This is a genomic window from Sporosarcina sp. P18a (assembly GCF_002743135.1).
Classification (GTDB): Bacteria; Bacillota; Bacilli; order Bacillales_A; family Planococcaceae; genus Sporosarcina.
The window spans coordinates 214,143-240,563 of the sequence record NZ_PDYQ01000003.1; the positions used below are offsets into that span (position 1 = coordinate 214,143).

The following is a 26,421-nucleotide window of genomic DNA, read 5'->3' on the forward strand; positions in this document are numbered from 1 at the left end:
AGCGTACTCACAGGTGTTTCTTTATATTATCAGTCATGTATTATAAACAGATCTTTCTATGCTACAATGGTAATAATTTACGTGAAGTTCAAAAGAAAGGAATTGAGCATATGACAATAGATATTAAAAGTAGAAACGCTGTCCAAATAACAGGTTCTGGTGAACAAACTATAGTCTTCGCACACGGTTTTGGCTGTGATCAAACAGTATGGAATCATGTCATTCCTGCATTTAAAAAACAGTATCAGATTGTAACGTTTGATTACGTCGGCTCTGGTTTAAGCGATAAGACATCGTACTCAGTAGAGCGCTACGCATCCCTGCCTGGATACGCACAAGATGTAATCGAGGTATGTGACGCACTAGACCTAAAAGATGTTATTTATGTTGGTCACTCCGTAAGCGGAATGATTGGTGCCCTCGCTTCTATTGAAAGACCTGACTTGATAGAAAAGCTGATTATGATTGGCCCCTCTCCCCATTACTTGAATGAACCCGATTATCATGGTGGATTTGAACGGGAAGATATTGATGAATTGCTCGATATGATGGAGATGAACGATAAAGAGTTCACTAAGTATTTGGCACCTATTGCGATGAAAAATGAAGATCGACCACATCTCTCTGAAGAGTTCGAGTCTATGCTATGTACGAATGACCCTAGCATTGCACGCCGCTTTGCAGAAGCAACATTCATGTCAGATGTTCGCGAGGAACTACATAAAGTTTCAAAAAGAACACTTATTTTACAGCCAACCGAAGACTCTATTGTACCGATCGAAGTAGGACGCTATATTCAAGAGCACATTCCAGACAGTGAGCTGGTCATCATGAATGCAAAAGGACATAATCCACATATTAGTCACCCTAAAGAAACAATTGAAGAGATTAAACGTTTTATCGAAGAGGACAGGAGCGTATAAATTATGGATGAGCGGTTGGACTTATTGCCTTGCGGATATTTCGTCTTAACAAATGGCTGGGAGTTTGTTGAAATGAATAAGACGATGCGAGATATATTACGCCTAGACAAAATGCCGCGACATATGCATGATGTGTTAACAGTCCCGTCCAAAGTCTATTTCCAAACCTATTTCGTGCCGTCCATTGCTGTACACCATGAAATACGGGAAATGTATTTAAACTTTAAAGTAGATAAACGCCCTCTCCCTGTTTTGATGAATGTCAGTAAACGTAATGGACTGTATGAAGGGATCGTTGTCCAGATTAAAGTACGGGATGAATATGAGAATCAGTTATTAAAATCAAAAAAAGAAGCGGAGAAAATTCAACAACAGACGGATGAAGCGTACAATAAATTGCTTGGATTGCTTGAGGAAGTAGAATACAAGCAACAGCAACTTCTTGAATTGAATGGAGAACTTCAAGAACTAGCTACGCGGGACGAATTGACTGGAATTTATAATCGTCGTATTTACCGAAGAAGTTTAGATGCTGCAATCGATCGTGCAAAACTCCATACGCCACGTTCATTCTCCTTGTTGTTGTTTGACATCGACCATTTCAAAACCGTAAATGATACACATGGTCATCAGGTAGGAGATGATGTACTGAAGGAATTAGCTCGTAAGTTGGATAACAAAATTTATTCTCCCGACATAGTAGCCCGAATTGGCGGTGAAGAATTTGCCATACTATTCGATGATCCTGATCACCAACGGAACTGTGAAAGAGCAGAAGATCTCCGAAGCTATATCGAGAACACCCAATGGAGTACCATCTCGATCACCGTCAGTATGGGAATCACGAGTTTCCAAAAAGGCGACCAATCGAAGTATATTTACGGCAGAGCGGATGACGCTCAGTATACTTCTAAACGTAACGGTCGAAATCGTCTAACCTGCATATAAAAACGACACTACTCATCACATGTAGTGTCGTTTTTATATAGTTTATCATTTCATTCCACGATAGCACGTTGGCGCATCTGACTGAATAGCATGAATAAGCCAAGTGCGATTAGTACTACAACCATGAGAACCAAATACATTTGTTGGTAGCCGATGATCGGTACAAGCAATCCGAGTACATACGGACCAAACCCAAAACCCATGTCTAAGAAGATGAAGAACGTGGATGTAGCAACACCTAAGCGTTCAGGTTTCACGCCTTGCAACGCAATCGCTTGTGCACATGATTGAAAGTTTCCAAACCCGAGTCCAAGAACACCACCCGCAAGCAATAGCATCCAACCTGCATTTGTCTCACTTAATAATAACAAGCCGCCAGCAAATAATGATAATGAAGGATAGACGACAAACTTACTCCCCTTTACATCCAATAGTTTTCCCGTGTATGGTCTCGAGAGCAATACAGCAATGGCGTATACTAAAAAGAAGAAGCTGGCTGCACTGACTAAGTTGAGTTCCGCTGCATAGAACGAAATGAATGACAGCACACCAGAATAAGCAATAGCAGCTAACAAAGTCACGAACGCGATTGGTAATGCGCGCACTTCTACTAATCCGTTAACTCTAAATTTCTTTGTTGGTGTTTGTACATTCTTTTTAGGCATGACCATGGGGTTTTTCTTAACAAAAGAGAACATGGCTGCACAACTAACACTGAGTGCTAGACAAAACATAAAGAGTACGGTGAAATGATAGTGCTGACTTAGGAAAATACCGAAAAACGGCCCAACCGCTGTAGCCAGGACCGAGCTTAAACTGAAATACCCAATACCTTCACCTCGACGTGAAGGGGGTAGCATCTGAGCTACCATCGTGCCAGTGGCGGTCGAAGATATGCCAAGTCCAACTCCATGAAAGAATCGGTTTACCATCAATAGTGGTAAGTTTTCTACACCTAGATAAAAGACGGATGCCAATACAGAGACTAACAATCCTATCAATAGAATCCTCCGGCTACCGACCTTTTCTATTAACCCACCTACTGCAAGGCGTGCACAAAGTGTTCCAATGATGAAAATACCTGACACGAGACCTGCAACACTAGTTGATACGCCATACTCCTTCACTGAATAAGGCCCAATGGTAACTATAAGTAAATACATTACTAGCATTAAGAAGAAGTTGATGATAGATATAACGATAAAGTCTTTTGTCCAGATGGCCCTACTTTCCATTTTACCACTCTCTCATTTATGAAGATTTTTATTCGCTCGTTTTTCTATACGAATGCCCACTTCTAAATCTTCCTCTGTGGCATCTTCAAGTAAATTCTCATAAAACACTTCCAAGTCTACCATACTATTTGATATTGTTGTTCATCCTTGTTTTGCTAGACAACTTTAATGACACTCCGATTTTCAACTTTTCTACGTGCTGCAATTTCCGCTAACGTCATTTTACCCGAAATCATACATAAACTATATCGTTAATCGACATTCGAGTAGTACCACATCCATAAACTGAACAATAGTAAAAGGCAAACCCCGATGTGAGGTTTGCCTTTTGACGTGTATATTATTGTGCAATGGCTTCCAATGAATGAACGACCATTTTTGCAGCATGTGCTCGCGTTGTGGGATGGTTTGGCATGAATTTGCCATTGTCCCCCGTTGCGATATTCATTTGATAAAGACCTGCTATTGCCCACTGTGTGTCTTTTGAGAACTTCTGAATATCTGTAAACGGTGCAACCACTGTTGGAGTGAAAGGCTTTCCAGTTGCTACTTCATACGTTCGGCTAAGTACCAATGCTAACTGCGCACGCGTAATGGGCTTGTTTGGCATGAAGTGACCATTGACTCCATTTACTAAATCATGATCATAAGCCGCTTGAATATCCATCTTGGTGCTGTCCGCGTAGTCTGCTAAATCAGTAAATGCCCATTTTGTGCTTTTAGGTTTTAAATCTAGCGCACGGACAATGATTGAAATAGCTTGTGCACGTGTCAGTGATGCGTCCGGTCGGAAAGTGTGATCTGCATAGCCACTAACAATACCTTTCTGTGCTGCCATTTCGATTACTTCTTTAGCCCAATGATTTGTGATATCTGTAAACACCATGGTTGGCTCTTTATCTACTGTGTATTTAGTATTCAAGTGTTGTATGCTCCTCGTGCCGTTCTGATTAACGGCTTGAACAGAGAAGTGATACTCCTTATTCGGCTCAAGATCTGTAATTTCATAGGACAATACAGGAGACATCACTTCGCCTACCATTTTATCACCAGCAAAGACTTGATACGTCGAGACCATTCCCGTATCAATAACCGGTTTCCAGTTTAACTCTACTGTTGTCGCATTTTTGGCTGTGACAGTAAGCGCATCTTTGGCAAACCATGAATAGTTCTCCATCAATGATTTATGGAAAGCCTCCATCACTACTTTGTAGCCCGCTTGACTTAAATGAATATTTTTAGGATTAGGCAGGTACGTATAAGGATCCTCGGCAATTTTCTCTGATGTCTCTACAAAGTGTGCTGTAGTGCCTGTCATGCCTTTTTTAATCGCGTCATTTAACGTTATGACGAGCTGATTCACTACGGGTTGATTTTGTGGACTCAAGTAAGGGAATGGATTGTAATAGCCCATCACATATACTTGTGCATCCGGGTTCAGTTGATAAATTTTAGCCAAGATCTTTTGCGTATTCATCCCGACTTTCATTATAGCTGCCTGTAATTCCTCTGGGTTGAATTGCGGTGTGCCTTTGTCATCAAACGTAAACTTTGGCAACACATCATTTGCGCCAATTGTTAACGTAATGAGATCTGCTTCTTTCACCGATTGATGAAGGCTAGCTGTTTTATCAGAATGTCCGATCCCTACAATCGGCTTCGTGACATCCATCTCAAAATCCCTCAAGACATCGTCTGTTTTATAGCCTGGGTACGAAAACCCTTTATTGCTAGCTTGCAATACTTCACTTGTAGCCAGTTCCTCTGCTAAAAAGTCTGTATAGCCTTTACCTAGTTCGTTATTCGGTGTGACACCCGCCGCTAATGAATCCCCTAGCGCTAAATAGTTAAGAGGTGAAATCCATGTAGGTGCTTTTTCGGGATCTGCAGCAGACGTTTGTAACGGCAGGATAGCCATTTGCAAAACTAAGGTAAATGCCAACACAACATAGCTAAACGACTTTTTGGTCATTATACATACCACCTTTCCATTTTCAGACTATTGTAATTTTAATAATAGTCGCTAGCTTGCCAGTTTGTCAAATCCCAGTTCGGACGTCCCACAGTTCTGGAAAAAAGCGATGATCAAGTACAGATTTTAGATAATGAACACCCGAAGAGCCGCCTGTACCTTGCTTAAAACCAATAATGCGCTCCACTGTTTTCATATGCCTAAAGCGCCATTGCTGATGGCTGTCTTCGATATCCACTAGCTTTTCCGCCAATTGATACAAATCCCAATATTGATCTACATTGCGATAGACTTCAAGCCATGCAGCCGCAACACTCGGATCGCCTTCGTAAGTAATTGAAAAATCACGTGTTAGTAAGTTCGTATTGATAGCAAAGCCCGCACGTGCCAAAGCTTGAATGGCTACATCGTAAATTCCTGGTGCTTGATACGCTTTCGCCAATCTCGCTGACAGCTCGGAATCCTTTTCATAGATTTTAATAATATGTGGTTGCTTATAACCTAAAGCAAACTCAATCAGCCGATTTTGATAGGATTGGAACCCTGAGGCCTTACCTAAACTATCCCGAAATTCCATATACTCGGCAGGTGTCAACGTAGCTAGTACGTCCCACGCCTGAATAATTTGAGTCTGAACTTTCGAGACGCGTGCAAGCATTTTGAACGCTTCCGGTAACTCATCTTGCTGAATTGATTCGATCGCTGTTTCCAGCTCATGTAAAATCAGCTTCATCCACAATTCATTCACTTGATGAATCACGATGAAAAGCATTTCATCATGATGTCCTGACAAACGTTCTTGGCTCGATAGCACCTTATCTAAATGTAAATACTCACCGTACGTCATCGATTCGTGAAAATCGGTGTGAATCCCCTTCTCCTTCATGGCTGCAACCTCCTGACGACTGCACGGATGGGGCTTCCATCCGCATCTTCTAGTGCCAACGGCAATGCAACTAATTCATAATATCCTTCTTCCAATGAATGCAATACTAGATTCTCGATAATGATCACATCATTGCGATATAAGGAATGGTGACCAGGTAGATCTTTACTAGTCTCCGAATCAACAGATGGCATATCCACGCCGATTAGACGTATCCCCCGCTCTTTCAACAACGGTCCGACATCCTCTCCGATAACCGTGAAGTTCTCAGGAAACTTCGTTGGTGTTGGATGACTCCCCGTTTTCAATAATAAGCGTTCTGCGCCTCCGAAATCAAACGGCTCTAAGTCTGCCTTTGTCACACAACTAACTCCTGTTACATCTACCAAACAAGCTTTGCCGATATACAAATCCACTGGTAATTCCAAGATTTTTAATCCATCGTCATCATAATGAAAAGGTGCATCCGTATGCGTGCCGATATGCGTACTCATCGTTAATTTGCCGATATTAACTGAACCGGATTGCTTTTTTGTTACGGTTACTTCATAGGTAAACGGTGTGTCGCCAGGCCACTCCGCAATACGTTGATTCAAAGGTTGTGTAATATCGATCCACTGATTCGTCATGCTACTACCCCGCGTTCATTCGGAAACTGTTTATATAGATCTTCTCGCATAATCTTTTTAAGGATTTGCACCGTTCGCCAAACGTCTTCGAATGAATTATACAATGCAACAGGTGCTAACCGAATACCGTCAGGTGCACGGAAGTCTGGAACGACGCCTTGCGCTTTCAATGCTTGACAGATTCTTGCCGCTTCCTTGTGCTGTAGCAATAAGTGGCCTCCACGCGACTCGTCTAGTGGGTTTCCGATACCAAAAGAATACGCGCCTAGTTCATTCTCTATACAACACAACATAAAGCTCGTCAGTTTCAATGACTTCTTACGGATTTCCTCCATTCCAAGCTCCTCGAACATTTCGAGTGAACCGAGTAGCGGAGCCAGGCTCAATATATGCGGTGTGCCGATTTGGTATGCTCCTGCATCTATTGCAGGAGTCATCGTATGATTCATATCAAATTGCTTGTTCTTATCAGAGCCGAACCATCCTGCAAGTCCTGCTTCTTTACCAAAATGTCTTTCGTTGACGAATAAACCACCGACAGAACCAGGTCCGCCATTCAAGTGTTTATATGTACACCAAAAAGCGAAATCCACATCCCATTCATGAAGTGCATGTGTCACGGATCCAATCGAATGCGATAAGTCGAATCCAATTGGGATACCTCTTTCTCTTGCCGCTTGCGTAAGCGTTTTCATATCCAGCACCTGACCACTACGATACAAAACGGATGGCAGTACAATCAACGCGACATCCTCCGTCATAGCTTCAATAATTCGGCTTTCATCCAAAGTCAGCCCATCTTCACTTTTCACACGAATCAGATGCTCTTGCGGATCCAGGCCCTGTACACGTATCTGACTTTGTAATGCATAAATATCTGACGGAAAATTCAATTCATCCGCAAGTATTTTCGTTTGTTTCTCCGAAGGTCGATAAAATGTAGAAATCATTTGATGTAGATTCGTCGTAGTGGAACCCGTCGCAATCACTTCCGACTTTCCCCCACCGACTAGCGGCGCCATTCTTCCACCTATTTGTTCTGCCATGTAATACCACGGATGCATTCCTTCCGTCCAGCCATCAATTGCAAATGTCTTCCAAGAGTCCAACAGTTCGAATAACTTTTTCTCTGCACGCTTTGATAATAATCCAAGTGAATTGCCATCCATATAGATTTTCCCTTGCGGCAAATAAAATTCCTCTCTGTAAGGTGCAAGTACATCTCGCTGATCTAGTAATTTTGCATATTCTAATGTATTGGAGTTCATATATATTCTCCTTTCTAACTGTACATAAATAATACCATACTGGCATTATATGTCGTCTGAATAATGGCATGACCTCCCGCGACATTCTATGCTAGACTTTATTGAAAAGGAGGCTTTCATCACTATGGAAACATTTACAGAACAGGCCGTGGCAATCATTCAAGCTATTCCTCCAGGTCGTGTGATGACCTATGGACAAGTGGCCGCAGAAGCAGGCAACCCTCGTGGCGCAAGACAAATCTCACGTATTTTACATTCGATGAGTGCTAAATATGAATTGCCTTGGCATCGTATCATTAATGCACAAGGCGGGATCTCTACTCCGGAAAATGCACAAAGTAAAGGTGAAACGCAACGTGAACGATTGCTGGCGGAAGGTGTTCAATTCAATGAAAATGGTCGTGTCCCTCTCGCTACGTATCGCTGGCACCCTGATTGAATGGAAGTATGTTAATGAGCGGTTAAGGATGAACTGAGATCACTTATCCTAATTTATGAGCGCAAGGGCTGTTTTCCTTCTATTTCAACACAAAAAATCGCTTGGCATGTAATATGCCAAGCGTTATCTGTATCTATACTTGTAATAAACTCAAAAACTTCTTCGTTCGCTCATGTTTTGGATAGTTGAAGATCTCAGCTGGCGCACCGCGTTCTACAATGACACCCTCATCAATAAAGATTACTTCATCGGCAACTTCCTTAGCGAACCTCATTTCATGCGTTACGACAGCCATCGTCATACCTTCATGCGCTAGATCCTTCATAACTCGAAGTACCTCGCTGACAAGTTCAGGATCCAGAGCGGATGTCGGTTCATCGAACAACATGACTTTCGGATCCATCGCAAGCGCTCGTGCAATCGCAACACGCTGTTGCTGACCACCCGAAAGTTGGAAAGAATACTTGTCTTTATGATCAGCCAATCCTACTTTATCAAGTAGCAGTTCTGCCTTCTTCACGGCTTCCTTATGCGATAGTCCTTTGACTGTAGTGAGTCCTTCTGTTACATTACCTGTCGTTGTTAGATGTGGAAACAGATTATAGCTCTGAAATACCATTCCCGTCAATCGACGGAATGCACTGATAGCTTTTTTAGAGACCGCCGAATTAAAGTCTAACTTCTGCCCATCTATAGACAGCACACCACCATTCGGTGTTTCAAGCACATTTAAACAACGTAACAACGTAGATTTACCAGAACCCGAAGGACCAATTATAACGACCACTTTTCCCTGTTCGATTTCTAAATCTACATTTTTTATCACTTCTTGTGATCCGAAAGACTTTTTCAGTCCTTGTATAGAAATCATGATAATCCCCCCGTCTTACCGACAACACGATCCAGGCGTATTTCAATTCTCCCTTGAATAATCGACAAGATGAAACAAATCACCCAATACACAAGAGCTGCCATGACATAGACGAATAAAAACTCATAGTTCATGGAGGCAATTTCTTGCGCCCGCCTGAATGTCTCAGCTACTAAAATCGTAGCTGCGAGAGACGTATCTTTTACCAGTCCAATAAAGGAATTCGAAAGCGGTGGCACAGAAACTCTGGCGGCTTGTGGTAAAACAATCTTCCGCAATGCCTGCGAGTAATTCATTCCAATAGAATATGCTGCTTCCCACTGTCCTTTAGGAATGGACAGTATTGCTGCTCGAATGATTTCAGAGGCATACGCACCAACATTCAGTGAAAATCCTATGATCGCGGACGGGAAAGGATCAATGGTAATACCGATTGTTGGCAAACCGTAGAATATGATAAATAATTGTACAAGCAAAGGTGTTCCACGGATGATTGATACATACACTCGCGCTATTGACCGCAAGAATTTACTAGATGAAATTCTTGCCAAGGCAGTAAATATTGCAATGATCAATCCAATACTAAATGCGATGATTGCTAAGGGAATCGTATACTTAATAGCCCCTTCAATCAAAGGCCCGATGGATGTTGATGCGATTTCCTGGAATCTCTGTATCCGTTCGGGACTTAGTGCAATCGTATTAAGATACATCTTCGCCGAACCATTTTTCGGAAATCGTCTTCAATGTACCGTCTTCACGCATCGCATCCAACGCTTTGTTTATTTCCTCTATTAAGTCCTCATTGCCTTGTCTGAATAAAAAAGCGCTCTCCGATTGATTGTCTTTGGAGATTTCTTCTTCCTCTACAACTTTAATAGGCGCATCAGGTTTTTGCTTCAAGTAATCGAGTGCAGAAAGTTTGTCATTGTACGTACCATCTACTCGTTTAGAAATGACTAAGTCGACGCCTTGGTTGAAACCGTCAATCTTTATAATTTCCGCACCATTAGCTTTCGCTAGTTCACCGTAGTTACTTGTCAATGTCTGCGCAGCTTTTTTTCCTTCCATTCCATCAAACGCAATATCAGAGTCTTCACGAACAACTAAGACAGAATTCGAGTGCGTATATGCTTGAGAGAATTCATACTTTGCCTTGCGCTCTTCATTAATACCGACTTGGTTGGCAATCATGTCAAACCTTTTTGCATCTAACCCCGCGAAAACAGCATCCCACTGTGTTTCAAAAAACTTTGCTTCCACCCCTAGACGTTTAGCCACTTCTTGTGTAACTTCTACATCATAGCCTGTGAGCTTTCCCGATTCATCATGAAAAGAGAAAGGTGCGTATGTTCCTTCCGTTCCTACATTGAGCACACCGTTTGCGAGTACATCTTCAAGCAGACCGTCTTGCTCTGCTGGTTTTTCAGCGGAGTCGTTAGGTTTACTATCTTCTTTGCCGCCACATGCTACCAATAAAGCAGCCAATAAAACGATCATAAACGGTATAAGTACTTTTTTCATTTATAAAACCCCACTATTCTTATAAGTATTTGTTGTTTAGAATCATAAAAGATTGCGTAGACTCTGTCAACATCTAAAGCTTGTATTGTATGTTATTACACTATACAGAATTCATCATCAAAACTAAATACTTCTGTCTTAAAATAGTAAAATAATAATATGATCCCTTACACGTTTTAATTATCTAAAGAAAGGGCATACAATCGCTATACTACTAACTTAGGGGTTGGATCACATGGATCAAGAATCTGAGAACACACGAAGGAAATTAAATAAAACATTGAAGCCATCATGGGTTTTCGCAATCGCACTCGGCTCTTCTGTTGGTTGGGGCGCGTTCATCTTACCAGGAGATTGGATTCAATCTTCCGGACCACTTGGCGCAGTCATTGGATTAGGAATTGGAGCACTCGTGATGATGATCATCGCCTCCAGCTATGGCGTAATGATCAAGAAGTTTCCGGTTTCTGGAGGCGGATTTACATATGCTTTTGTTGCGGCGGGTAAAATATGGGCGTTTATTTGCGGCTGGTTCTTGTCACTCGGATATATATCAATTGTCGCATTGAATGCTTCTGCACTCACTTTATTACTGAAGTTTTTAGCACCTGGATTTATGAAACAAGGGTTTCTGTATAACGTTGCGGGGTGGGACGTCTACATACCCGAAATACTCATTGCCAGTTTACTAATTTTAGTATTTGCGTTTATTAACACGACAGGAACAAGTATTTCAGGTCGGATTCAATTTTATTTCAGCGTCTTACTCGTTGCTAGTGTCCTAGTACTTGGTATCTTCACATTCGCTGGGGCCGAACAACCACTTGCGAATATGCAACCTTTGTTTAAAGGTAACCAGTCCATTATTACTTCTATACTTGTAGTATTGGCGATTGCACCATGGGCATACGTTGGATTTGATAATGTGCCACAAGCCGCGGAAGAATTTAACTTCTCTCCCCGTAAAGCAACTATGCTAATTGTAGCTTCTCTTTTCACTTCATTCATAATCTATGCAATCATGATTGGCTTAACTAGCTGGACATACTCTGCATCAGAAAGTATCGGAAGCGGTGATTTATGGATAACAGGTGATGTGGTTCAATCCGCACTAGGAGTTGGAGGATTAGCTGTTATGGCAGTGGCGATTGTCATGGGAATCTTCACAGGTTTGAATGGATTCTTCATGTCTTCTAGTCGTCTATTATTCTCTATGGCGCGCGCACGTGCATTACCTAACTTCTTCCGTGAGATGACAGCTAACCAAACGCCTAAATGGGGGATTTGGTTCGTAGCATTCATTACATTGCCAACACCATGGTTTGGTCGTCAAGCATTGACATGGATCGTTGACATGTCTTCAACGGGCGTATCCGTAGCCTACTTCTTCACTTGTCTCGCAGCATTTAAAGTACTTGCTTTTGGCAAAGAAGAAATGGGACGCGAAATTGCACCATTAAAAAAGTTCTTGGCATTACTAGGTATGGTGGCGAGTGGGTCGTTCTTGGCATTATTACTTGTGCCAAACTCTCCAGCAACACTCACAACTCCTTCATACATACTGTTACTCGCTTGGACAATCGTTGGAGTAGTCTTCTATACGGCTATCCGCAAGCGTTATAACAGCCTAACGCAAGAAGAAACCGAGTATTACGTATTAGGTAAATCCATCGAATCAGAAGTGATGGATACAACGCCTACAAAACAAAATTCAGATCTGGCAATTCCACATGCCACTCGTTCGTAGACATACTAGATAATAGGACCGCCACAAATCTACACTGCTTGTGGCGGTCCTTTCTTACGATTATATAGCAGGTGAAGGATGCACGTATCATTAGCTTCAGATCAACAGTGCTATTCCACCTACTCTTTCCTTTCCTCACGGTAAAAAGCAGGGAACTTAACGCTCACTGCTTTCGCTACGTACAGTCTTATAGAAGTCCAATCCACTGCCAGTATGTCGCACTAAATAACAAGATTAGTAAGTAACCGATAATCGTAAGGGGAACACCCGTCTTTAAGAAGTCCTTCACCGAGAAAGCACCGGTTCCATATGCCAACATATTCTGCGGAGCACTAACAGGCAACAAAAACCCGAAACTGATGACGAACTGCTGAATCAAAACAAATCCAACTTCATTGACATCAAGTGAAATAGTCGTTGCTAAAGCAATAAATATCGGAATCAGTGCAGATGATAAACTCGTTGCACTGGCAAATCCGAGGTGAATCAAGATATTAAATAGCGACAGTAAAGCAATCGTTGCGAGCAATGGCATAGTGTCTAAGCCCATTGCACCGAACACTTTATCAGACAGCCACTGTGCACCTGTTGTATCTAATAATAGTGTACCCAGTGAGATACCTACAGCGAAGACGACGATCGTTCCCCACGGAATCATTTGTTGAACAGTTTTCCAGTCAAATACACCAATCTTTGGCGTCAGTAAAATCGCAATGGCAACTATGGTGACAGTCGTTGTATCAAATGGATGCAGTTTTTCTTCTGTTGCCCACAAGAATAGTAAAGCAACTGCAACGACAATCAAGCGGAGTTCGGAAGCTTTGATTTTGCCTAGTTCTTTTAATTGGCCTTGAATCAATTCCTTACCGCCTTCTACTACTTGCGTTTCCGGTTTAATAACCAACTTCATAATGAAGTATAAAGCGATTGACATGAGAATAGACCATGGAGCAGCATACAAGAACCATGAACTCCAGGCAACCGATACACCGAACTCCTTCTCAATAAAGCCAAGCGCGACCATATTCTGTGCAGCGCCCGTCTTAATACCGACGTTCCAGATTGAAACGGATTGAACAGCTGTGATGACGAGCAAAGCTCCCAATCGACTGTTTGTTGGTAACCCGAATGCAGCTACCATACCAAGCAAAATCGGTACGACCGCACCGGCACGCGCAGTTGCACTTGGTACGAAGAATGCTAAGACGATGGATACGACGATGGAACCAAAGATAATCGCTCCGGTCTTGACGCCTACTTTCGAAAGGATGTACAGCGCTAAGCGTTTATGCAAATTGGTTGTCTGCATAGCAGTTGCGAGGAACAATGCTGCCGCTACTAGTGCTACAGCGGGACTCGAGAATCCGGCCAACGCCATTCTCAAGGCATTTTGTGTTCCTAGCAGTTCCTCAGGGTTTTCCATATTTGGTGAGAGGCCGAGGAGCACTGCGGCTAACCCAAGAATCATGGCTGCGCTGACAGGGTACGGTACGGCTTCTGTTACCCATAGGATAACTGCGAATGCTAAGATAGCAAGTGCTCTTTGACCGACTACAGGGAGATCTGCAGGGTTAGGAAGTAAAACGATGGTTAGGAGTGTAGCGAATGCTAAGAGTATCCACACTCCATTAAGATTGCGTTTTTGCTTCTCAGGTCGACGCGAATCTTCTTGTGTCGTTGTCACAAGTGTTCATTCCTTTCTAGATGTAGTTATTTTTTCATCATACCCAAAATGTTTTACAATTAACTGTATTCGCGAAATATGTTAGGGCGATATTGAACTACATTGTAATAAAGCGGTTTTAGGAAGCAGATCACTTCTTAGACAATTAACTGCTTAGTAATTCTTTCGTTTTACATTCTTTAAAATGATTTTACTTTTTGGGATGCTCGGAATGTCGACGAGACTGTAGCTCAAATCCTGCTTTGGTACATCAAATGTCATACGGTTCGCAAAGTAATCCAAACTCACTTTCATCACTTCAATTGTCGCCCACTCTCCTGCACAACGGTGGTTAAGGACGAACTCTCCCCCACCCTGTGGTATGAGATTATATGGGGTGATCGGCTCTTCCTTAAATCGCATCGGATTAAACACTTCGGGATTATTCCATATAGATGGATCATGATTCGTTCCATAAAAGTCGAGCATCGTTAGCGTTCCTTTTTTAAATGCATAACCTTCCCACGTAAAGTCTTTTTTCACACGTGCAGCATTGAACGGGAAGAAGGGATAGAGTCTGCGTACTTCCTGAACGAAGTCTTGCAAATCTTTTTCATCGCCTGAAGCCAATCTCTTATGCTCTTGTGGATGCTGAATGATTGCGTGTACTTCAAATGCAATATAGATAGAGATTGCCACAATCGGACGAATGATGTTCAATACTTCTACAGCAGCTATTCTTTCCTTCAGCAACTCATTATTTTCATCTCGGTGAAAGGCAAAGACTTTCATAGCTGTACCTTCAAAAGGAATCAAATCACCTTTTCGAACGGATTTAATAAGACCACCAAGCCATGTCTCCAATACCTGCCGTGCTTTCTTCGCTTTCCACTGCTTATAACCGAGCGTGACAGGTGATTCAAAAAGTTGAATAATTGCCTCCTTTTTCTCTTGTACTTCTTTTTCTTTTAACGGAACGCCTGCCCACTGACAGGCTAAGCGCAGAAGTAATTCCTGTGCCTCTTTATAGACATTCACTTCCTGTTGCTTTTCAAAGTCGCTTAGCTTCCGCTCCCATTGACCCCTCGCCATTTCTTTCAACTGATTGATTTTATCTGCAGACATGAGTGACATAAATGCTTCCTTACGATGCTGATGCGCGGCTCCGTCAAGTGATTGTACGCCGCCTTCACCTGTTAATGTTTCTTGGAAGCGCTTCGGCATAGCACCTTTTCGAATAAACTTCTCTGTATCATAAAAGAGCTCTGCAGCTTTTTCTCCTGACAGGCAAATGACTTTTTCACCAAGTACATGCGTTTCAAATATATTGGATTGCAACCCTTTTCTACGATTACGTAAAAATTGGTACCCTTCACGAATCATATTTGCCGTCTGGCTTTTCCCTTCAACTTTTGGTATTGTCCTGTTCTCTTGCATGAGCGGTCACTTCCTTTTCAAATACTTTCTATAGCTTTACCCTGTTCGGCTTGCATGTAATCGGTCTATTCCTCTATTGACATATCTTTCTGACGTGATAAAATTCAAAACGATAACTTTCTATATATGTAATGGGTGATCTATTTTATAATGAATCAATATCATCCATATTTTCATTCGCAACAGCAAAGAGACAGAGCGGAGTACTCCTTCGTCCTTTAAGGGGATGACAGGAGTTTTTCTACATTTACAGGAGGTCATAAGCATGTTTCCAATTAAGGCGATTCATACGCCAACCGTTAAAGCGTCGGTCATACTAACAGTGCTAATTGTGGTAATGATTAGTAGCAGTATCGTAGTATTCGAATCCGTACCACATGTACCTATTTTATTTGCTATTCTTTTATTATTTGGCTATGGATTATGGAAGAAGATCTCTTACAGAGAGTTAGAACGTGGGTTGGTAGAAGGTGCGAGTTCCGGAATGAGCGCGGTGTTCTTGTTTTTCTTCATCGGGGTTCTTGTGAGTAGCTGGATGATGGGCGGGACGATTCCTACCTTGATCTATGCCGGACTCCAAATCATTACTCCCACTTTTTTCTATGCCATCGTGTTCATCGTCACAGCCATTATCGGCTTATCTGTCGGTAGTTCATTGACAACCGTTGCCACAATTGGTGTGGCGTTCATCAGTATGGCGCATATTTTGGAACTTTCTTTGCCAATTGCGGCAGGTGCAATTGTCTCGGGGGCATTCTTTGGTGATAAGATGTCACCGTTGTCTGATACGACCAACTTGGCCTCTTCAATTGTTGGTGTAGACCTATTTGAACATATCCGAAATATGGGATGGACAACATTTCCCGCATTCTTTATTTCACTTATCTTATTTGGTGTATTATCACCAAACGTGACATCTAGTGATTTTACGACAATCGAGAAATACAGTGATGCACTCATCGGTACGAACTTGATACATTGGTATACGCTGATCCCTGTTGTAGTGCTAATCATTTTGACATTCGTTAAGGTACCGGCTATTCTCACACTGGCTGTCAGTGCATTGTCTGCCATTGTCATTGCATATATTCATACCTTTTATGGAGTTTCCGAAGTATTGAGTATTTTATTTAGTGGTTATGAAGGGTCTACAGGTGTCGCTGTCGTCGATGAATTGCTGTCTCGCAGCGATGGAATGGAAGGTATGATGTTCACGATCTCACTTGTTTTGCTCGCACTTAGTATGGGCGGTATGCTGTTCACATTAGGTATTGTGCAATGCTTACTTGCAAAAATTGAAAGTGTGTTACGTAAAGTGTCATCAGTTATTTTGACGTCTGCACTTACCGCCATTGGCATTAACGTATTAATTGGCGAACAATATTTGTCTATCTTATTGACAGGCCAGGCCTTCCAATCCAGCTACGAAAAGGTCGGACTGGCAAATAAAAATTTGAGCCGTGTAATGGAAGATGCCGGAACTGTCATTAATCCTCTTGTTCCGTGGAGTGTAGCAGGAATTTTCATCACTACTGTGCTGGATGTTCCCACGATCGCTTATTTACCCTTTGCGTTTTTCTGTTTATTAAGCCCGATTTTGACTGTACTATTTGGTTATTTAGGGAAGACGCTGACACGCATTTAATTTTAGTTACGACAGGATCATATCATCTTGTTGCTGATCAAGCCGCAGGATTTCTTCTTCTAAAGCTGCACGTTTTCTTGCAAGTCGGTCCTGTATACGACGGACATCTTGCATGACTGCGTGTAGCTTCTTTTTGCCGTCTGTAATACGTGTATGGACCATCCAGTCAGAAAATATATTGTCGAAAAACACATCAGTGAATGTAAAGATATCATTTTTATTTACTTGGTAGGAATCTGTCGCGGCATCCTGTACATCCATCAATTCCGTCTCGTAATGCCGTAGCGCCCGTTGTGCTTGATGGACATAATCATCCGAACTATTGATTTCGGAGTACTTTAATGCGGAAACGAAAATCCCTCCCCCTAAAAATGTATCCCACATCGATATCCCTTCGGCTGAATCTAGTTTTTTCAGTGCACCCACTAAAGCTCGTTCCGCCTTTTCCCCCGCTTCAAACGCTTCACCTATTTCACGTAACATAGAATAGACACGTACACGATCATCCGAAATCTTCTGGAGCGTTCGATTGGCTACAGAATCATTCATGCGAATCCATGATTCTTTTTTCTTCATGAAATCTTCCCAATCCTCTTCAATATGCATGAAATCTGGTTTCTCCAGTTCATTACGTAAGTCTTCCACTTCTACAGTCAGATCTAGTACGTTTTTTTCTGCCTCATTATATTTCAATTCTACTTCTGCCGCTTCTTCTATCTCCTTTTTCATCTTCTCGTCCCATCCACCCGTCCATTCACTAATTTTGTTTGCAAATGAAAACTTACCAAGCTTCACAACGTCCTGCTGTTCTTTCGTTAACTGACGGTGAAGTTGATCACGTTTTTGCTTCATAGTGAGTAGTTTTTCGTTCGTCTGCTCTAAACGTTTCATCAAACGACGCTGATTCACTCGTTTTTCCTGTAGAATATTTTGTTGTTTTTGAATATCTTGCCGCATGTTGACCACTCCTTTCCTACTGTACGAAGAAGTATTAAGGAAGGATTCACAATTTTCATGCATACTATTTTATGTTTAATCCATATTAATGCTAAACGCATGAAAAGACGTGAGCATAATGGAATTCGATTCAATTTGGAAAGCGGTACTCATTATTGTGGCAGGCATCGTTTTGTTACATATTTCTGGCCGTAAGTCGATTTCACAAATGACAATTGGTCAAACGGTATTAATGATTGCGGTGGGGACATTATTAATTCAGCCTGTAGCAAGTAAGAATGTGTGGCAAACCCTAATGCTATCATTTGTTTTAGTACTGACACTTTTTACATTTGAACTACTCGCGCTGAAGTGGAATTTCTTTGAAGGGATTTTACGTGGAAGATCTAAAGTAGTGATTGAAAATGGCATCCTCAAAATATCTACTATGAAAAAACTCCGCTTAACCGTGGATGAATTGGAAATGCATTTGCGGCAAAGTGGGATTGAAAGAATTGACGATGTAAAATGGGCGACTATTGAAATGAGTGGACAGCTTGGTTATGTCTTGATTGATCGCAAGCAATATGCGACAAAGGAAGACATAGCAAGACTTCAGCTGACATTGGAAGATATGAGCAAACAACTGGACCTTACTGTTCCTTCCACATTTACGACTACGCCTAACATCGAGAGTTCCAACCTCTTCACGGAAATAGTAAACCCTACTTCTGTTCCTAAACCGCTTGAATAAAAGTTTAACTTGCGAGGGAAAGGGGGAAGTTACTAATAACAACTCCAAAATCGAAAGGAAGAAGTATATATGATAAGAGTAATAAAAAAGTTAGTAAAATGGGGAATGGTGTTATATCCTGTCGTCAAAACCGTAATGAATGAAAAGAATAAAAAAGGAGCTTATTCAAGCGCCAAAAGCCGTAGGTAAAGCATAATCAAGATCAATGTCATATCATCACCTGACATTGGTCTTGATTTGTTATAATGAAAAAGTAAAATTTACGCTAAAAATTAGATTTGTATTTTTCTATAAAAAGAGTATACTAAGTATGAGGATTTTTTTCTGACCTCTTTTTTCCTCACATTGTTTGATCCCAAACAAAAAGCTCCGGGTACATTCATTACCTATGGAGGAGAATTTAACACATGCATTGGTACAACAAATTGAAAGAGTATTTTCCAATCGAAGAGATGAAGTCACAGGAACATATGGAGACATTACTGAATGATAAAGGGAATGTCTACCATAAGGAAGAAGGACCAAAACACGTATTGATGTACGTGGAAACGGAGGACTTCGTTTTCGTAGACTATCTTTTCGTATCTTCAGTAGCACGTGGTGAAGGATTAGGAAAAAAACTGCTGGATTCGTTGAAAACCAAGAAAAAACCGATCTTACTGGAAGTTGAACCAGTAGACGAGTCCGAACCAGATACTATGAAACGACTGAAGTTCTATGCACGTGAAAAATTCACGCACGCACAGAAAATTGGCTATAACCGTCGTTCATTAGCTACTGGAGAACAAACCATCCTCGAAATTCTATACTGGGCACCCCCGCAATCATCACAAGCGGATGAACAAGATGTATTCAACGCGATGAAAACAACCTACGAAGAAATTCACACCTACAAAGACCAAGATTTCTATGGAGATTCATACGATTCCACTGACAAAGTTCTGCAATTTCAAACGAAACCAAAAAAGAATATTTTAGAACCCTTCACAACAGTGAGCGTGTGATGAAAATCCGGTCTTTCATAGACCGGATTTTTTGTATCTTGATACATAATATCTCATTAGTTGACTCCTCATCTAAATAATCACCTAATAGTTGATTGAATCAACAAGCATTTAACCTTACACTAAATGAAAGAGAAAGGTGTGAGGTTATGTTGCAAATTGGTACCGTGATTCTCCAGGAACGAAGGCGACTTCAAATTACCCAGGATACCCTAGCTTCTTATTGCCAAGTATCGAAGGCTTCGGTGTCAAAATGGGAAAAGGGATTAAGCTATCCCGATATCACGCTGTTGCCAAAAATTGCTTCGTATTTCGAATTGACCGTTGATGAACTACTTGGCTATGAACGACAACTTTCTAAAGAAATCATCCAACATCACTATTATGAATTCGCAACCCGTTTTGGTAGAGAATCTTTTGAGCCAGTATTTATTGATGTAGAAGAAAAAGTTAAAGTGTACTTCCACGATCCTTCATTCCTACTGCAGATGAGTATATTACTGCTTAATCATCATATGTTAAGTAGTGATAGTCCGTCTGTTTTACAGAAAACCACTCGCTGGTTAAAGCGAATTCGGCAAGTAAGTGAAGATGTATGGGTCTTGCGTCAAGCCAATTCCTTACAGGCTACTGTTTCTCTCATACAGTCCAATCCTGAAACTACATTGGAGTTATTAGACGGAGTAATCAAACCGAGTATTGGTGACGAAATCTTACTGGCAACTGCTCACGAACAACTTGGTGATCAAGAGGAAGCGATGCGCGTCATTCAAGTCATGATGTATCAAAACGTCATTCAACTAGTCGGCAGCAGTCCGCTCTATTTACGGCTTTCCGCGTCCAATCCACAAATTTTTAATGAAACCATTCATCGGATGAATGGATTGATTGAGTTATATGATTTGCGTACACTTCATCCGAATATGTGTCTGCAATTTTATTTCAGCGTGGCGCAATGTGCTGCTCTTTCAGTTAACCGTGAGCTACTTTATCCGTATCTTAACAAGTTCGTGGATGTATGTGTTCATGACTTACTTCCCTTTTCGTTACGCGGGGACGAATACTTCGATTTATTGGATGATTGGTTAGAACAATTAGATTTAGGAACAAATGCATTGCGCAACACCGAGATTATTAAGCGATCGATCATAGAATCAATGGATGCCGATTTCTTTGAACCATTTAGGCAAGACGATGAAATGCAAGAATTACGACAACGATTACACTTTGGGCTGGAGGGGTGTTCATGAACAACGACACGGCTTTACTTATGGAGTATCTACCATTTTTACTTCCTCTTATCATTTTGCAACTAGGATTGGCTATTTTCTCGGCAATACATGTTATTCGTCATCCTCACTATCGCTTTGGCAATCAAGTCATGTGGCTGTTGATAGTTCTATTAATTCAATTTATCGGACCATTAATCTATTTCGTTTTTGGAAGAGGTGATGACAATAGTCGTGCAAATTAATGGTGTAACGAAGCGTTTCGGAAATCATGAAGTGCTCGAAGATATACATCTTCATATTCCCGAGCATACAGTTTTCGGATTTGTCGGTGCAAACGGTTCTGGCAAAACGACATTGATGAAATGCATGCTAGGGTTATTACCACTCAATGCAGGATCCATTACAATTGCAGGTGAATCTGTAACATTTGGCGAAACAAAGTCCAATCAGTATGTCGGGTACTTGCCTGACGTTCCTGAATTTTATCCCTTCTATAACGCAACACAATACTTGGAGCTCTGCGCCGTTATTACGAATATGACGAAAACAGAACGACGAGGACGGATCCAGGAACTATTGGAACTGGTCGGATTAGCTGATACGACCTCATTCATTAGCACATATTCAAGGGGGATGAAACAGCGTTTAGGAATAGCTCAAGCACTGCTAAATCGTCCGAAATTGTTGATTTGTGATGAGCCTACTTCTGCTTTGGATCCAGCCGGTCGTGCACAGATTCTTTCTATTTTAAAGCAAGCAAAGGCAGAGACAACTGTATTCTTTTCCACACATATCGTATCGGATGCAGAACAAATCTGCGATCACGTCGCGATGTTGCATGAAGGCACTATCATATTCCAGGATGAACTGACTAATCTAAAGCAGCGAATAACAGGAGGATTTGTTTTTACTTTTACGATACCCGTAGCAGAAGTTCATGATCGATTGCAAAATACCCCATTCGAAATGAAGATCGACAGTGATCAATTAGTTGTAAGTTTACCTGATGAAAGTACGCAATGGGCTTTCATGCAAGAACTCACTACCCAGAAAATCCTGATACAGTCGATGCAGCCCAAAACTCGTTTACTTGAGCAGCTCGTGTTGGAGGTGCTTGGATGAATCAATGGTTTAGTTTTTTGAAGAAGGAATGGTTTGAGAGTGTGAAGACGTATAAGTTATTGCTCGTTATCGTCATTTTTTCGATTTTAGGCATACTGAACCCGTTTACAGCGAAAATCACTCCGACTCTATTCGAACAATTCATGCCTGAAGGTACATTCGTTAATCTACCTGAACCTACCGCACTCGATTCGTGGCTACAGTTTTATAAAAACGTTCCGCAAATGGGGCTAATTGTGTTCATACTATTATTCAGTACCATGATGTCGAAGGAATTAGAAAAAGGGACGCTTGTTATTTTACTGACGAAAGGATTACATCGTAGTACCGTAATTACGGCTAAATTCTTTCTAGCTCTTTGCTATTGGACACTGGCGATCGCACTGTCATTCACCATCACCTACGCTTATACGGCTTATTATTGGGATCAAAGTCAACTCCAACATCTGTTGTTTGCAGTCAGTTGCCTCTATGTATTCGGCATACTTTTACTGGCGGTTACATTATGGGGGAATACCTTGTTCGCTACACCTTACGGAGGAACTCTAGTTACATTATTGGTCGTCATTGCATTCTTTATTGCAGCTATATTTCCTAAGTCCGCTTCTTGGAATCCCCTTGAATTACTGACGGCTACGACACAGCTATTAACCGGTGAACTAACACCTTCAGACTTATGGATTCCTTATATTATCACTTTGTTTGCCGCAATTTTAGTCGTGCTGCTAACTATGACACATTTTAAAAGAAAGCTACTTTGAAAGCGTTGACATTGACGCTGCAAAAGTTGCTATTGGACCAGGAAAAGTCTGTATTACGAAAATCAAAACTGGTTTCGGAACAGGCGGCTGTTCGCTTATGTGCGTTAGCTACTTCCAAACCAATCATTGCCGACAGCGGAATCCGCACACATGGCGACATCGCAAAATCCGTACATTTCGGTGCGAGTTTGATCATGGTCGACACACTATTCGCCGGTCATGAAGAGTCGTCAGGACAGACTGTAGAACAAGTTGGTCAGTCTGCTATTTCTTATTCAGGTGGCAAGACTCTCGGTTCAATTCGCACTGTCGATTACGTGATTGTAAAGAACTCAATCTTCAATGGTGATAAAGTATTTAAATGAAGTTCAACCGGTTAGAGACTAGTCTCTAACCGGTTTTTTATGTCGTACTATATTTATACTTAACGTAGAGGTCATTAAAGTATTTTTAAGAATTATATCCAAACGAAACTGCAAATACCCATGCCAATATTGATAAGGCAATGATGACTGAACAGATTATCGTTATGATTAAGGTTAGGCTTTTGGGCATGTCAGAACGATTTTTCCAAATAGCTATAAGTAAAAACAAGCTGGCCACTATAATGATTAAAAAAATAGAAAGAAGCATATAACGCTCTTTCATCACAAACCATACATCCATTGTATTTGCCCCTATCTGAAAGATTTTAACTGAACAACCTGTTTCTCTGAATGCATAGGCGAAGATCCTTTACACCAGATAGTATTTGTAACGGAATAGCGGTTGAAACCCTTTGATCTGCGCTACAGCTGGAAGCACATGTGCCGCCGTCATCATTAAATAGTTGCTCACTATAATCAAAATCATTCGATTTGCTACGGAACCCTAGCAAACAATTAGTCATTTAATTTAATCACTGCATTACCGTACAATATAACATATTTCCACGACGGTCCGGTCCCGATCACACAGAAAGTCTCTTAAATTAACATGCCTGTCAGTTATACAGATTAGTTCTTCACCCACAACTTAACTTGTCCGATTAGGTTTATCCATAAATTGCTCAGTTTAATCTTTCTCCCTACTTTCGATCCAATTGGTAATCCTTCAATTTAACTGAGAATAAAAGAGAAAGCGATTCGTATACTTTTTACTTTAGATAGTATATAAAGACATTATATTATACAGAATCAATAATGTTGACATCTCTGCACAGTTATATAATAATGATTATGTAATTAGAATTATTATATTCTATAACTTAAGCATGTGACTGCATCAGTCATCAAAAACACTTTAGGAGGAATCATTCATGTCAATGATCGGAAAACAAATCGAAGAGTTTACAGCAAACGCGTACAACAGCGGTAACGGAGAATTCATCGAGGTGACCCAGGAAAATTTTAAGGGCAAATGGAGCGTAGTCTGCTTCTATCCGGCTGACTTCACATTTGTCTGCCCTACTGAACTCGAAGACCTTCAGAACCAGTACGAAACATTGAAAGGCCTTGATACGGAAGTATACTCCGTTTCAACGGACACACACTTCACGCACAAAGCATGGCACGACCACTCAGATGCCATCAGCAGTTTGCGCTACATCATGATCGGTGACCCATCACAGAAAATCTCCCGCATTTTCGATGTGCTGGACGAAGAAGCAGGTCTTGCACAGCGCGGTACGTTTATCATCGATCCGGATGGCGTCGTGCAGGCAGCGGAAATCAACGCAGACGGAATCGGTCGTGACGCAAGCGTTCTAGTCAATAAAATCAAAGCAGCACAATATGTCCGCAACAATCCGGGTGAAGTATGTCCGGCTAAATGGCAGGAAGGCAGCGAAACACTGAAGCCAAGCCTGGATCTTGTAGGGAAAATTTAAGGAGACGGTTCATATGTTAGATGCGAATATTAAAGCGCAGTTAGCCCAATATCTCGAGATGATGGAAAAGGAAGTCCAACTGAAGATCAGCGTGGGCTCTGACAAAGTATCACAGGACATGCAGGAGCTAGTGGATGAACTAGCCTCCATGTCTTCCCTCATCAAAGTAGAGAAAGCAGAATTGGAAAGAACCCCAAGTTTCAGCGTCAACCGCCCTGGCGAAGATACCGGCATCGTGTTTGCCGGCATTCCGCTAGGCCATGAATTTACCTCACTCGTCCTAGCTTTGCTGCATGTGAGCGGCAGAGCGCCTAAAGTCGACGAACAGGTGATTGAGCAAGTGAAGAACATCGAAGGCGCGCATCATTTTGAATCCTATATCAGCCTGAGCTGCCAGAACTGTCCTGAAGTCGTACAGGCGCTGAACATCATGAGCGTACTGAATCCCAATATCACGCACACGATGATCGACGGCGCAGCCTTTAAGGATGAAGTGGAAAGCAAAAACATCATGGCGGTTCCGACCGTATACTTAAACGGCGAACCATTCACGAGCGGCCGCAAAACAATCGAGGAAATCCTTGTAGAAATGGGAAGCGGCCTGGATGCATCCGACTTTGAAGACAAAGACCCATTCGACGTGCTCGTTGTCGGCGGCGGGCCTGCCGGTGCAAGCGCAGCGATCTACGCTGCCCGCAAAGGGATCCGCACAGGCATCATCGCTGATCGCTTCGGCGGCCAGATCCTGGATACCGCAGCGATTGAGAACTTCATCAGCGTCAATCGCACAGAAGGACCGAAGCTTGCGGCGAGCCTTGAAGAACACGTGAAAGAATACGATATCGATATCATGAACCTGCAGACAGCAAAACGTCTGGAAAAAAAGGATCTCATTGAAATCGAACTGGAAAATGGTGCAGTTCTTAAGAGCAAGACCGTAATCTTGTCGACGGGAGCGCGCTGGCGCAACATTGGCGTGCCAGGCGAAGCGGAATTCCGCAACAAAGGCGTTGCCTACTGCCCGCACTGCGATGGCCCTTTGTTTGAAGGCAAGGACGTGGCAGTAGTCGGCGGCGGAAACTCCGGTATAGAAGCAGCGATCGACCTGGCAGGCATCGCAAATCATGTTACCGTGCTCGAATTCGCACCAGAACTTAAAGCGGACGCGGTCTTGCAGGAACGCCTGAACAGCCTGCCGAACGCGAAGGTGCTGACGAACGTCCAAACGAAGGAAATCACCGGCACCGATAAAGTCGACGGCGTCACGTATACAGACCGTGATTCCGGTGAGGAGCATCATATCGAACTGGACGGCATATTCATCCAGATCGGACTCGTGCCGAACACGGACTGGCTCGGCGATTCAGTCGAACGCAACCGCTTCGGTGAGATTATGATCGATAAAAAAGGCGCGACGAACGTACCCGGCGTATTTGCGGCAGGCGACTGTGCGGACGAGCCATACAAACAGATCATCATCTCCATGGGCTCCGGCGCCACTGCTTCCCTCAGTGCGTTCGATTATCTCGTACGCAGTAAAGTGGAAGTCTAATAATGA

At 42.1% G+C, this 26,421-nt stretch carries 25 protein-coding genes and 1 pseudogene; 14 read left to right on the plus strand and 12 right to left on the minus strand.

The window, feature by feature from the left end; translation table 11 throughout:
* The first annotated feature begins 110 nt into the window (after positions 1 to 110).
* Both CSV75_RS10710 and CSV75_RS10715 read left to right on the plus strand, forming a co-directional pair.
* Entirely contained in the window at positions 111 to 923 is an 813-nt protein-coding gene (locus CSV75_RS10710; protein WP_099675806.1) for an alpha/beta fold hydrolase, read from the plus strand.
* Between the two features lie 3 nt (positions 924 to 926).
* Positions 927 to 1,871: a GGDEF domain-containing protein gene (locus CSV75_RS10715; protein WP_099675807.1), complete on the plus strand. Its 945-nt coding sequence runs from the start codon at positions 927 to 929 to the stop codon at positions 1,869 to 1,871.
* A gap of 50 nt (positions 1,872 to 1,921) precedes the next feature.
* Here the strand turns inward: CSV75_RS10715 and CSV75_RS10720 are convergent, their stop codons facing one another.
* The 5 genes from CSV75_RS10720 to kynU all read right to left on the minus strand — a co-directional run bounded on the left by CSV75_RS10720 (position 1,922) and on the right by kynU (position 7,861).
* The gene (locus tag CSV75_RS10720; protein ID WP_099675808.1) at positions 1,922 to 3,106 is read right to left on the minus strand and encodes an MFS transporter; all 1,185 of its coding nucleotides are present in this window, start codon (positions 3,104 to 3,106) and stop codon (positions 1,922 to 1,924) included.
* A gap of 340 nt (positions 3,107 to 3,446) precedes the next feature.
* Positions 3,447 to 5,078, minus strand: a complete 1,632-nt coding sequence (locus tag CSV75_RS10725) for an S-layer homology domain-containing protein (RefSeq protein ID WP_099675809.1) — start codon at positions 5,076 to 5,078, stop codon at positions 3,447 to 3,449.
* A gap of 67 nt (positions 5,079 to 5,145) precedes the next feature.
* Positions 5,146 to 5,964: a tryptophan 2,3-dioxygenase gene (gene kynA / locus CSV75_RS10730; protein WP_099675810.1), complete on the minus strand. Its 819-nt coding sequence runs from the start codon at positions 5,962 to 5,964 to the stop codon at positions 5,146 to 5,148.
* A complete protein-coding gene (gene kynB, locus CSV75_RS10735; RefSeq protein ID WP_099675811.1) occupies positions 5,961 to 6,593 on the minus strand; it encodes an arylformamidase in 633 nt (210 codons plus the stop codon). The genes kynA and kynB overlap by 4 nt, the downstream gene beginning before the upstream one ends.
* Positions 6,590 to 7,861 carry a kynureninase gene (kynU, locus tag CSV75_RS10740; RefSeq protein ID WP_099675812.1) on the minus strand — a complete coding sequence of 424 codons (1,272 nt, stop codon included), beginning with the start codon at positions 7,859 to 7,861 and terminating at the stop codon, positions 6,590 to 6,592. Before kynU ends, kynB begins: the two co-directional genes overlap by 4 nt.
* A 124-nt stretch (positions 7,862 to 7,985) precedes the next feature.
* On the opposite strand from kynU, the gene CSV75_RS10745 reads away from it, so the two are divergent.
* Positions 7,986 to 8,300 (plus strand): MGMT family protein, encoded by a 315-nt coding sequence (locus tag CSV75_RS10745; RefSeq protein ID WP_099675813.1) that lies wholly within the window; start codon positions 7,986 to 7,988, stop codon positions 8,298 to 8,300.
* 133 nt (positions 8,301 to 8,433) lie between these two features.
* Here the strand turns inward: CSV75_RS10745 and CSV75_RS10750 are convergent, their stop codons facing one another.
* From CSV75_RS10750 to CSV75_RS10760, 3 genes are read right to left on the minus strand one after another with little or no spacing between them, the layout of a single operon-like run.
* Positions 8,434 to 9,171 (minus strand): amino acid ABC transporter ATP-binding protein, encoded by a 738-nt coding sequence (locus tag CSV75_RS10750; protein WP_099675814.1) that lies wholly within the window; start codon positions 9,169 to 9,171, stop codon positions 8,434 to 8,436.
* Entirely contained in the window at positions 9,168 to 9,884 is a 717-nt protein-coding gene (locus CSV75_RS10755; RefSeq protein ID WP_099675815.1) for an amino acid ABC transporter permease, read from the minus strand. The genes CSV75_RS10750 and CSV75_RS10755 overlap by 4 nt, the downstream gene beginning before the upstream one ends.
* Entirely contained in the window at positions 9,874 to 10,695 is an 822-nt protein-coding gene (locus tag CSV75_RS10760; protein WP_099675816.1) for an amino acid ABC transporter substrate-binding protein, read from the minus strand. The genes CSV75_RS10755 and CSV75_RS10760 overlap by 11 nt, the downstream gene beginning before the upstream one ends.
* Positions 10,696 to 10,930: 235 nt before the next feature.
* On the opposite strand from CSV75_RS10760, the gene CSV75_RS10765 reads away from it, so the two are divergent.
* Positions 10,931 to 12,442: an APC family permease gene (locus tag CSV75_RS10765; RefSeq protein ID WP_099675817.1), complete on the plus strand. Its 1,512-nt coding sequence runs from the start codon at positions 10,931 to 10,933 to the stop codon at positions 12,440 to 12,442.
* 187 nt (positions 12,443 to 12,629) lie between these two features.
* Here the strand turns inward: CSV75_RS10765 and CSV75_RS10770 are convergent, their stop codons facing one another.
* On the minus strand, positions 12,630 to 14,126 hold the full coding sequence (locus CSV75_RS10770; protein ID WP_199171346.1) for a DASS family sodium-coupled anion symporter: 1,497 nt from the start codon (positions 14,124 to 14,126) through the stop codon (positions 12,630 to 12,632).
* Between the two features lie 153 nt (positions 14,127 to 14,279).
* Positions 14,280 to 15,542: a cytochrome P450 gene (locus tag CSV75_RS10775; protein WP_099675818.1), complete on the minus strand. Its 1,263-nt coding sequence runs from the start codon at positions 15,540 to 15,542 to the stop codon at positions 14,280 to 14,282.
* Positions 15,543 to 15,807: 265 nt separating this feature from the next.
* Here CSV75_RS10775 and nhaC point away from each other — a divergent pair, with 265 nt between their 5' ends.
* Positions 15,808 to 17,187 (plus strand): Na+/H+ antiporter NhaC, encoded by a 1,380-nt coding sequence (nhaC, locus tag CSV75_RS10780; protein WP_099675819.1) that lies wholly within the window; start codon positions 15,808 to 15,810, stop codon positions 17,185 to 17,187.
* A gap of 6 nt (positions 17,188 to 17,193) precedes the next feature.
* Here nhaC and CSV75_RS10785 read toward each other — a convergent pair whose 3' ends face one another.
* Complete coding sequence (locus CSV75_RS10785; RefSeq protein WP_099675820.1) at positions 17,194 to 18,144, minus strand: hypothetical protein; 951 nt, start codon at positions 18,142 to 18,144, stop codon at positions 17,194 to 17,196.
* 118 nt (positions 18,145 to 18,262) lie between these two features.
* Between CSV75_RS10785 and CSV75_RS10790 the strand changes: the two genes are divergently transcribed.
* The 7 genes and pseudogenes from CSV75_RS10790 to CSV75_RS10820 form a co-directional block, all read left to right on the plus strand.
* Positions 18,263 to 18,877, plus strand: coding sequence for a DUF421 domain-containing protein (locus tag CSV75_RS10790; RefSeq protein WP_099675821.1), 615 nt, complete (start codon positions 18,263 to 18,265; stop codon positions 18,875 to 18,877).
* A 407-nt stretch (positions 18,878 to 19,284) separates the two neighbouring features.
* Positions 19,285 to 19,881 (plus strand): GNAT family N-acetyltransferase, encoded by a 597-nt coding sequence (locus CSV75_RS10795; protein ID WP_099675822.1) that lies wholly within the window; start codon positions 19,285 to 19,287, stop codon positions 19,879 to 19,881.
* Positions 19,882 to 20,030: 149 nt separating this feature from the next.
* Positions 20,031 to 21,131 (plus strand): helix-turn-helix domain-containing protein, encoded by a 1,101-nt coding sequence (locus CSV75_RS10800; protein ID WP_099675823.1) that lies wholly within the window; start codon positions 20,031 to 20,033, stop codon positions 21,129 to 21,131.
* Positions 21,128 to 21,355 carry a PLD nuclease N-terminal domain-containing protein gene (locus CSV75_RS10805; RefSeq protein WP_099630451.1) on the plus strand — a complete coding sequence of 76 codons (228 nt, stop codon included), beginning with the start codon at positions 21,128 to 21,130 and terminating at the stop codon, positions 21,353 to 21,355. The genes CSV75_RS10800 and CSV75_RS10805 overlap by 4 nt, the downstream gene beginning before the upstream one ends.
* Positions 21,333 to 22,235: an ABC transporter ATP-binding protein gene (locus tag CSV75_RS10810; protein WP_233191648.1), complete on the plus strand. Its 903-nt coding sequence runs from the start codon at positions 21,333 to 21,335 to the stop codon at positions 22,233 to 22,235. The genes CSV75_RS10805 and CSV75_RS10810 overlap by 23 nt, the downstream gene beginning before the upstream one ends.
* Positions 22,232 to 22,996 carry an ABC transporter permease gene (locus CSV75_RS10815; RefSeq protein ID WP_099675824.1) on the plus strand — a complete coding sequence of 255 codons (765 nt, stop codon included), beginning with the start codon at positions 22,232 to 22,234 and terminating at the stop codon, positions 22,994 to 22,996. The genes CSV75_RS10810 and CSV75_RS10815 overlap by 4 nt, the downstream gene beginning before the upstream one ends.
* Positions 22,995 to 23,361, plus strand: a pseudogene (locus CSV75_RS10820) (IMP dehydrogenase); the annotation flags it as partial. The gene CSV75_RS10815 and the pseudogene CSV75_RS10820, both read left to right, overlap by 2 nt.
* A gap of 85 nt (positions 23,362 to 23,446) precedes the next feature.
* On the opposite strand, the gene CSV75_RS10825 reads toward CSV75_RS10820, so the two are convergent.
* The gene (locus CSV75_RS10825; protein ID WP_099635824.1) at positions 23,447 to 23,662 is read right to left on the minus strand and encodes a hypothetical protein; all 216 of its coding nucleotides are present in this window, start codon (positions 23,660 to 23,662) and stop codon (positions 23,447 to 23,449) included.
* Positions 23,663 to 24,293: 631 nt separating this feature from the next.
* Between CSV75_RS10825 and ahpC the strand changes: the two genes are divergently transcribed.
* Together ahpC and ahpF are read left to right on the plus strand one after the other, a co-directional pair.
* The gene (gene ahpC, locus CSV75_RS10830) at positions 24,294 to 24,863 is read left to right on the plus strand and encodes an alkyl hydroperoxide reductase subunit C (RefSeq protein WP_099675825.1); all 570 of its coding nucleotides are present in this window, start codon (positions 24,294 to 24,296) and stop codon (positions 24,861 to 24,863) included.
* Between the two features lie 13 nt (positions 24,864 to 24,876).
* Complete coding sequence (ahpF, locus tag CSV75_RS10835) at positions 24,877 to 26,415, plus strand: alkyl hydroperoxide reductase subunit F (RefSeq protein WP_099675826.1); 1,539 nt, start codon at positions 24,877 to 24,879, stop codon at positions 26,413 to 26,415.
* Positions 26,416 to 26,421 lie beyond the last annotated feature (6 nt).

Excerpts from the sequence above, each read along its gene's own strand:
- ahpC (WP_099675825.1), top strand. The coding sequence starts at position 24,294 with ATGTCAATGATCGGAAAACAAATCGAAGAGTTTACAGCAAACGCGTAC.
- CSV75_RS10825 (WP_099635824.1), bottom strand. The coding sequence starts at position 23,662 with ATGGATGTATGGTTTGTGATGAAAGAGCGTTATATGCTTCTTTCTATT.
- CSV75_RS10800 (WP_099675823.1), top strand. The coding sequence starts at position 20,031 with ATGTTGCAAATTGGTACCGTGATTCTCCAGGAACGAAGGCGACTTCAA.
- CSV75_RS10760 (WP_099675816.1), bottom strand. The coding sequence starts at position 10,695 with ATGAAAAAAGTACTTATACCGTTTATGATCGTTTTATTGGCTGCTTTA.
- CSV75_RS10805 (WP_099630451.1), top strand. The coding sequence starts at position 21,128 with ATGAACAACGACACGGCTTTACTTATGGAGTATCTACCATTTTTACTT.
- CSV75_RS10745 (WP_099675813.1), top strand. The coding sequence starts at position 7,986 with ATGGAAACATTTACAGAACAGGCCGTGGCAATCATTCAAGCTATTCCT.
- kynB (WP_099675811.1), bottom strand. The coding sequence starts at position 6,593 with ATGACGAATCAGTGGATCGATATTACACAACCTTTGAATCAACGTATT.
- CSV75_RS10790 (WP_099675821.1), top strand. The coding sequence starts at position 18,263 with ATGGAATTCGATTCAATTTGGAAAGCGGTACTCATTATTGTGGCAGGC.
- kynU (WP_099675812.1), bottom strand. The coding sequence starts at position 7,861 with ATGAACTCCAATACATTAGAATATGCAAAATTACTAGATCAGCGAGAT.
- CSV75_RS10785 (WP_099675820.1), bottom strand. The coding sequence starts at position 18,144 with ATGCGGCAAGATATTCAAAAACAACAAAATATTCTACAGGAAAAACGA.
- CSV75_RS10725 (WP_099675809.1), bottom strand. The coding sequence starts at position 5,078 with ATGACCAAAAAGTCGTTTAGCTATGTTGTGTTGGCATTTACCTTAGTT.
- CSV75_RS10815 (WP_099675824.1), top strand. The coding sequence starts at position 22,232 with ATGAATCAATGGTTTAGTTTTTTGAAGAAGGAATGGTTTGAGAGTGTG.
- kynA (WP_099675810.1), bottom strand. The coding sequence starts at position 5,964 with ATGAAGGAGAAGGGGATTCACACCGATTTTCACGAATCGATGACGTAC.
- CSV75_RS10775 (WP_099675818.1), bottom strand. The coding sequence starts at position 15,542 with ATGCAAGAGAACAGGACAATACCAAAAGTTGAAGGGAAAAGCCAGACG.
- CSV75_RS10715 (WP_099675807.1), top strand. The coding sequence starts at position 927 with ATGGATGAGCGGTTGGACTTATTGCCTTGCGGATATTTCGTCTTAACA.
- ahpF (WP_099675826.1), top strand. The coding sequence starts at position 24,877 with ATGTTAGATGCGAATATTAAAGCGCAGTTAGCCCAATATCTCGAGATG.
- CSV75_RS10720 (WP_099675808.1), bottom strand. The coding sequence starts at position 3,106 with ATGGAAAGTAGGGCCATCTGGACAAAAGACTTTATCGTTATATCTATC.
- CSV75_RS10750 (WP_099675814.1), bottom strand. The coding sequence starts at position 9,171 with ATGATTTCTATACAAGGACTGAAAAAGTCTTTCGGATCACAAGAAGTG.
- CSV75_RS10810 (WP_233191648.1), top strand. The coding sequence starts at position 21,333 with ATGACAATAGTCGTGCAAATTAATGGTGTAACGAAGCGTTTCGGAAAT.
- CSV75_RS10710 (WP_099675806.1), top strand. The coding sequence starts at position 111 with ATGACAATAGATATTAAAAGTAGAAACGCTGTCCAAATAACAGGTTCT.
- CSV75_RS10765 (WP_099675817.1), top strand. The coding sequence starts at position 10,931 with ATGGATCAAGAATCTGAGAACACACGAAGGAAATTAAATAAAACATTG.
- CSV75_RS10755 (WP_099675815.1), bottom strand. The coding sequence starts at position 9,884 with ATGTATCTTAATACGATTGCACTAAGTCCCGAACGGATACAGAGATTC.
- nhaC (WP_099675819.1), top strand. The coding sequence starts at position 15,808 with ATGTTTCCAATTAAGGCGATTCATACGCCAACCGTTAAAGCGTCGGTC.
- CSV75_RS10795 (WP_099675822.1), top strand. The coding sequence starts at position 19,285 with ATGCATTGGTACAACAAATTGAAAGAGTATTTTCCAATCGAAGAGATG.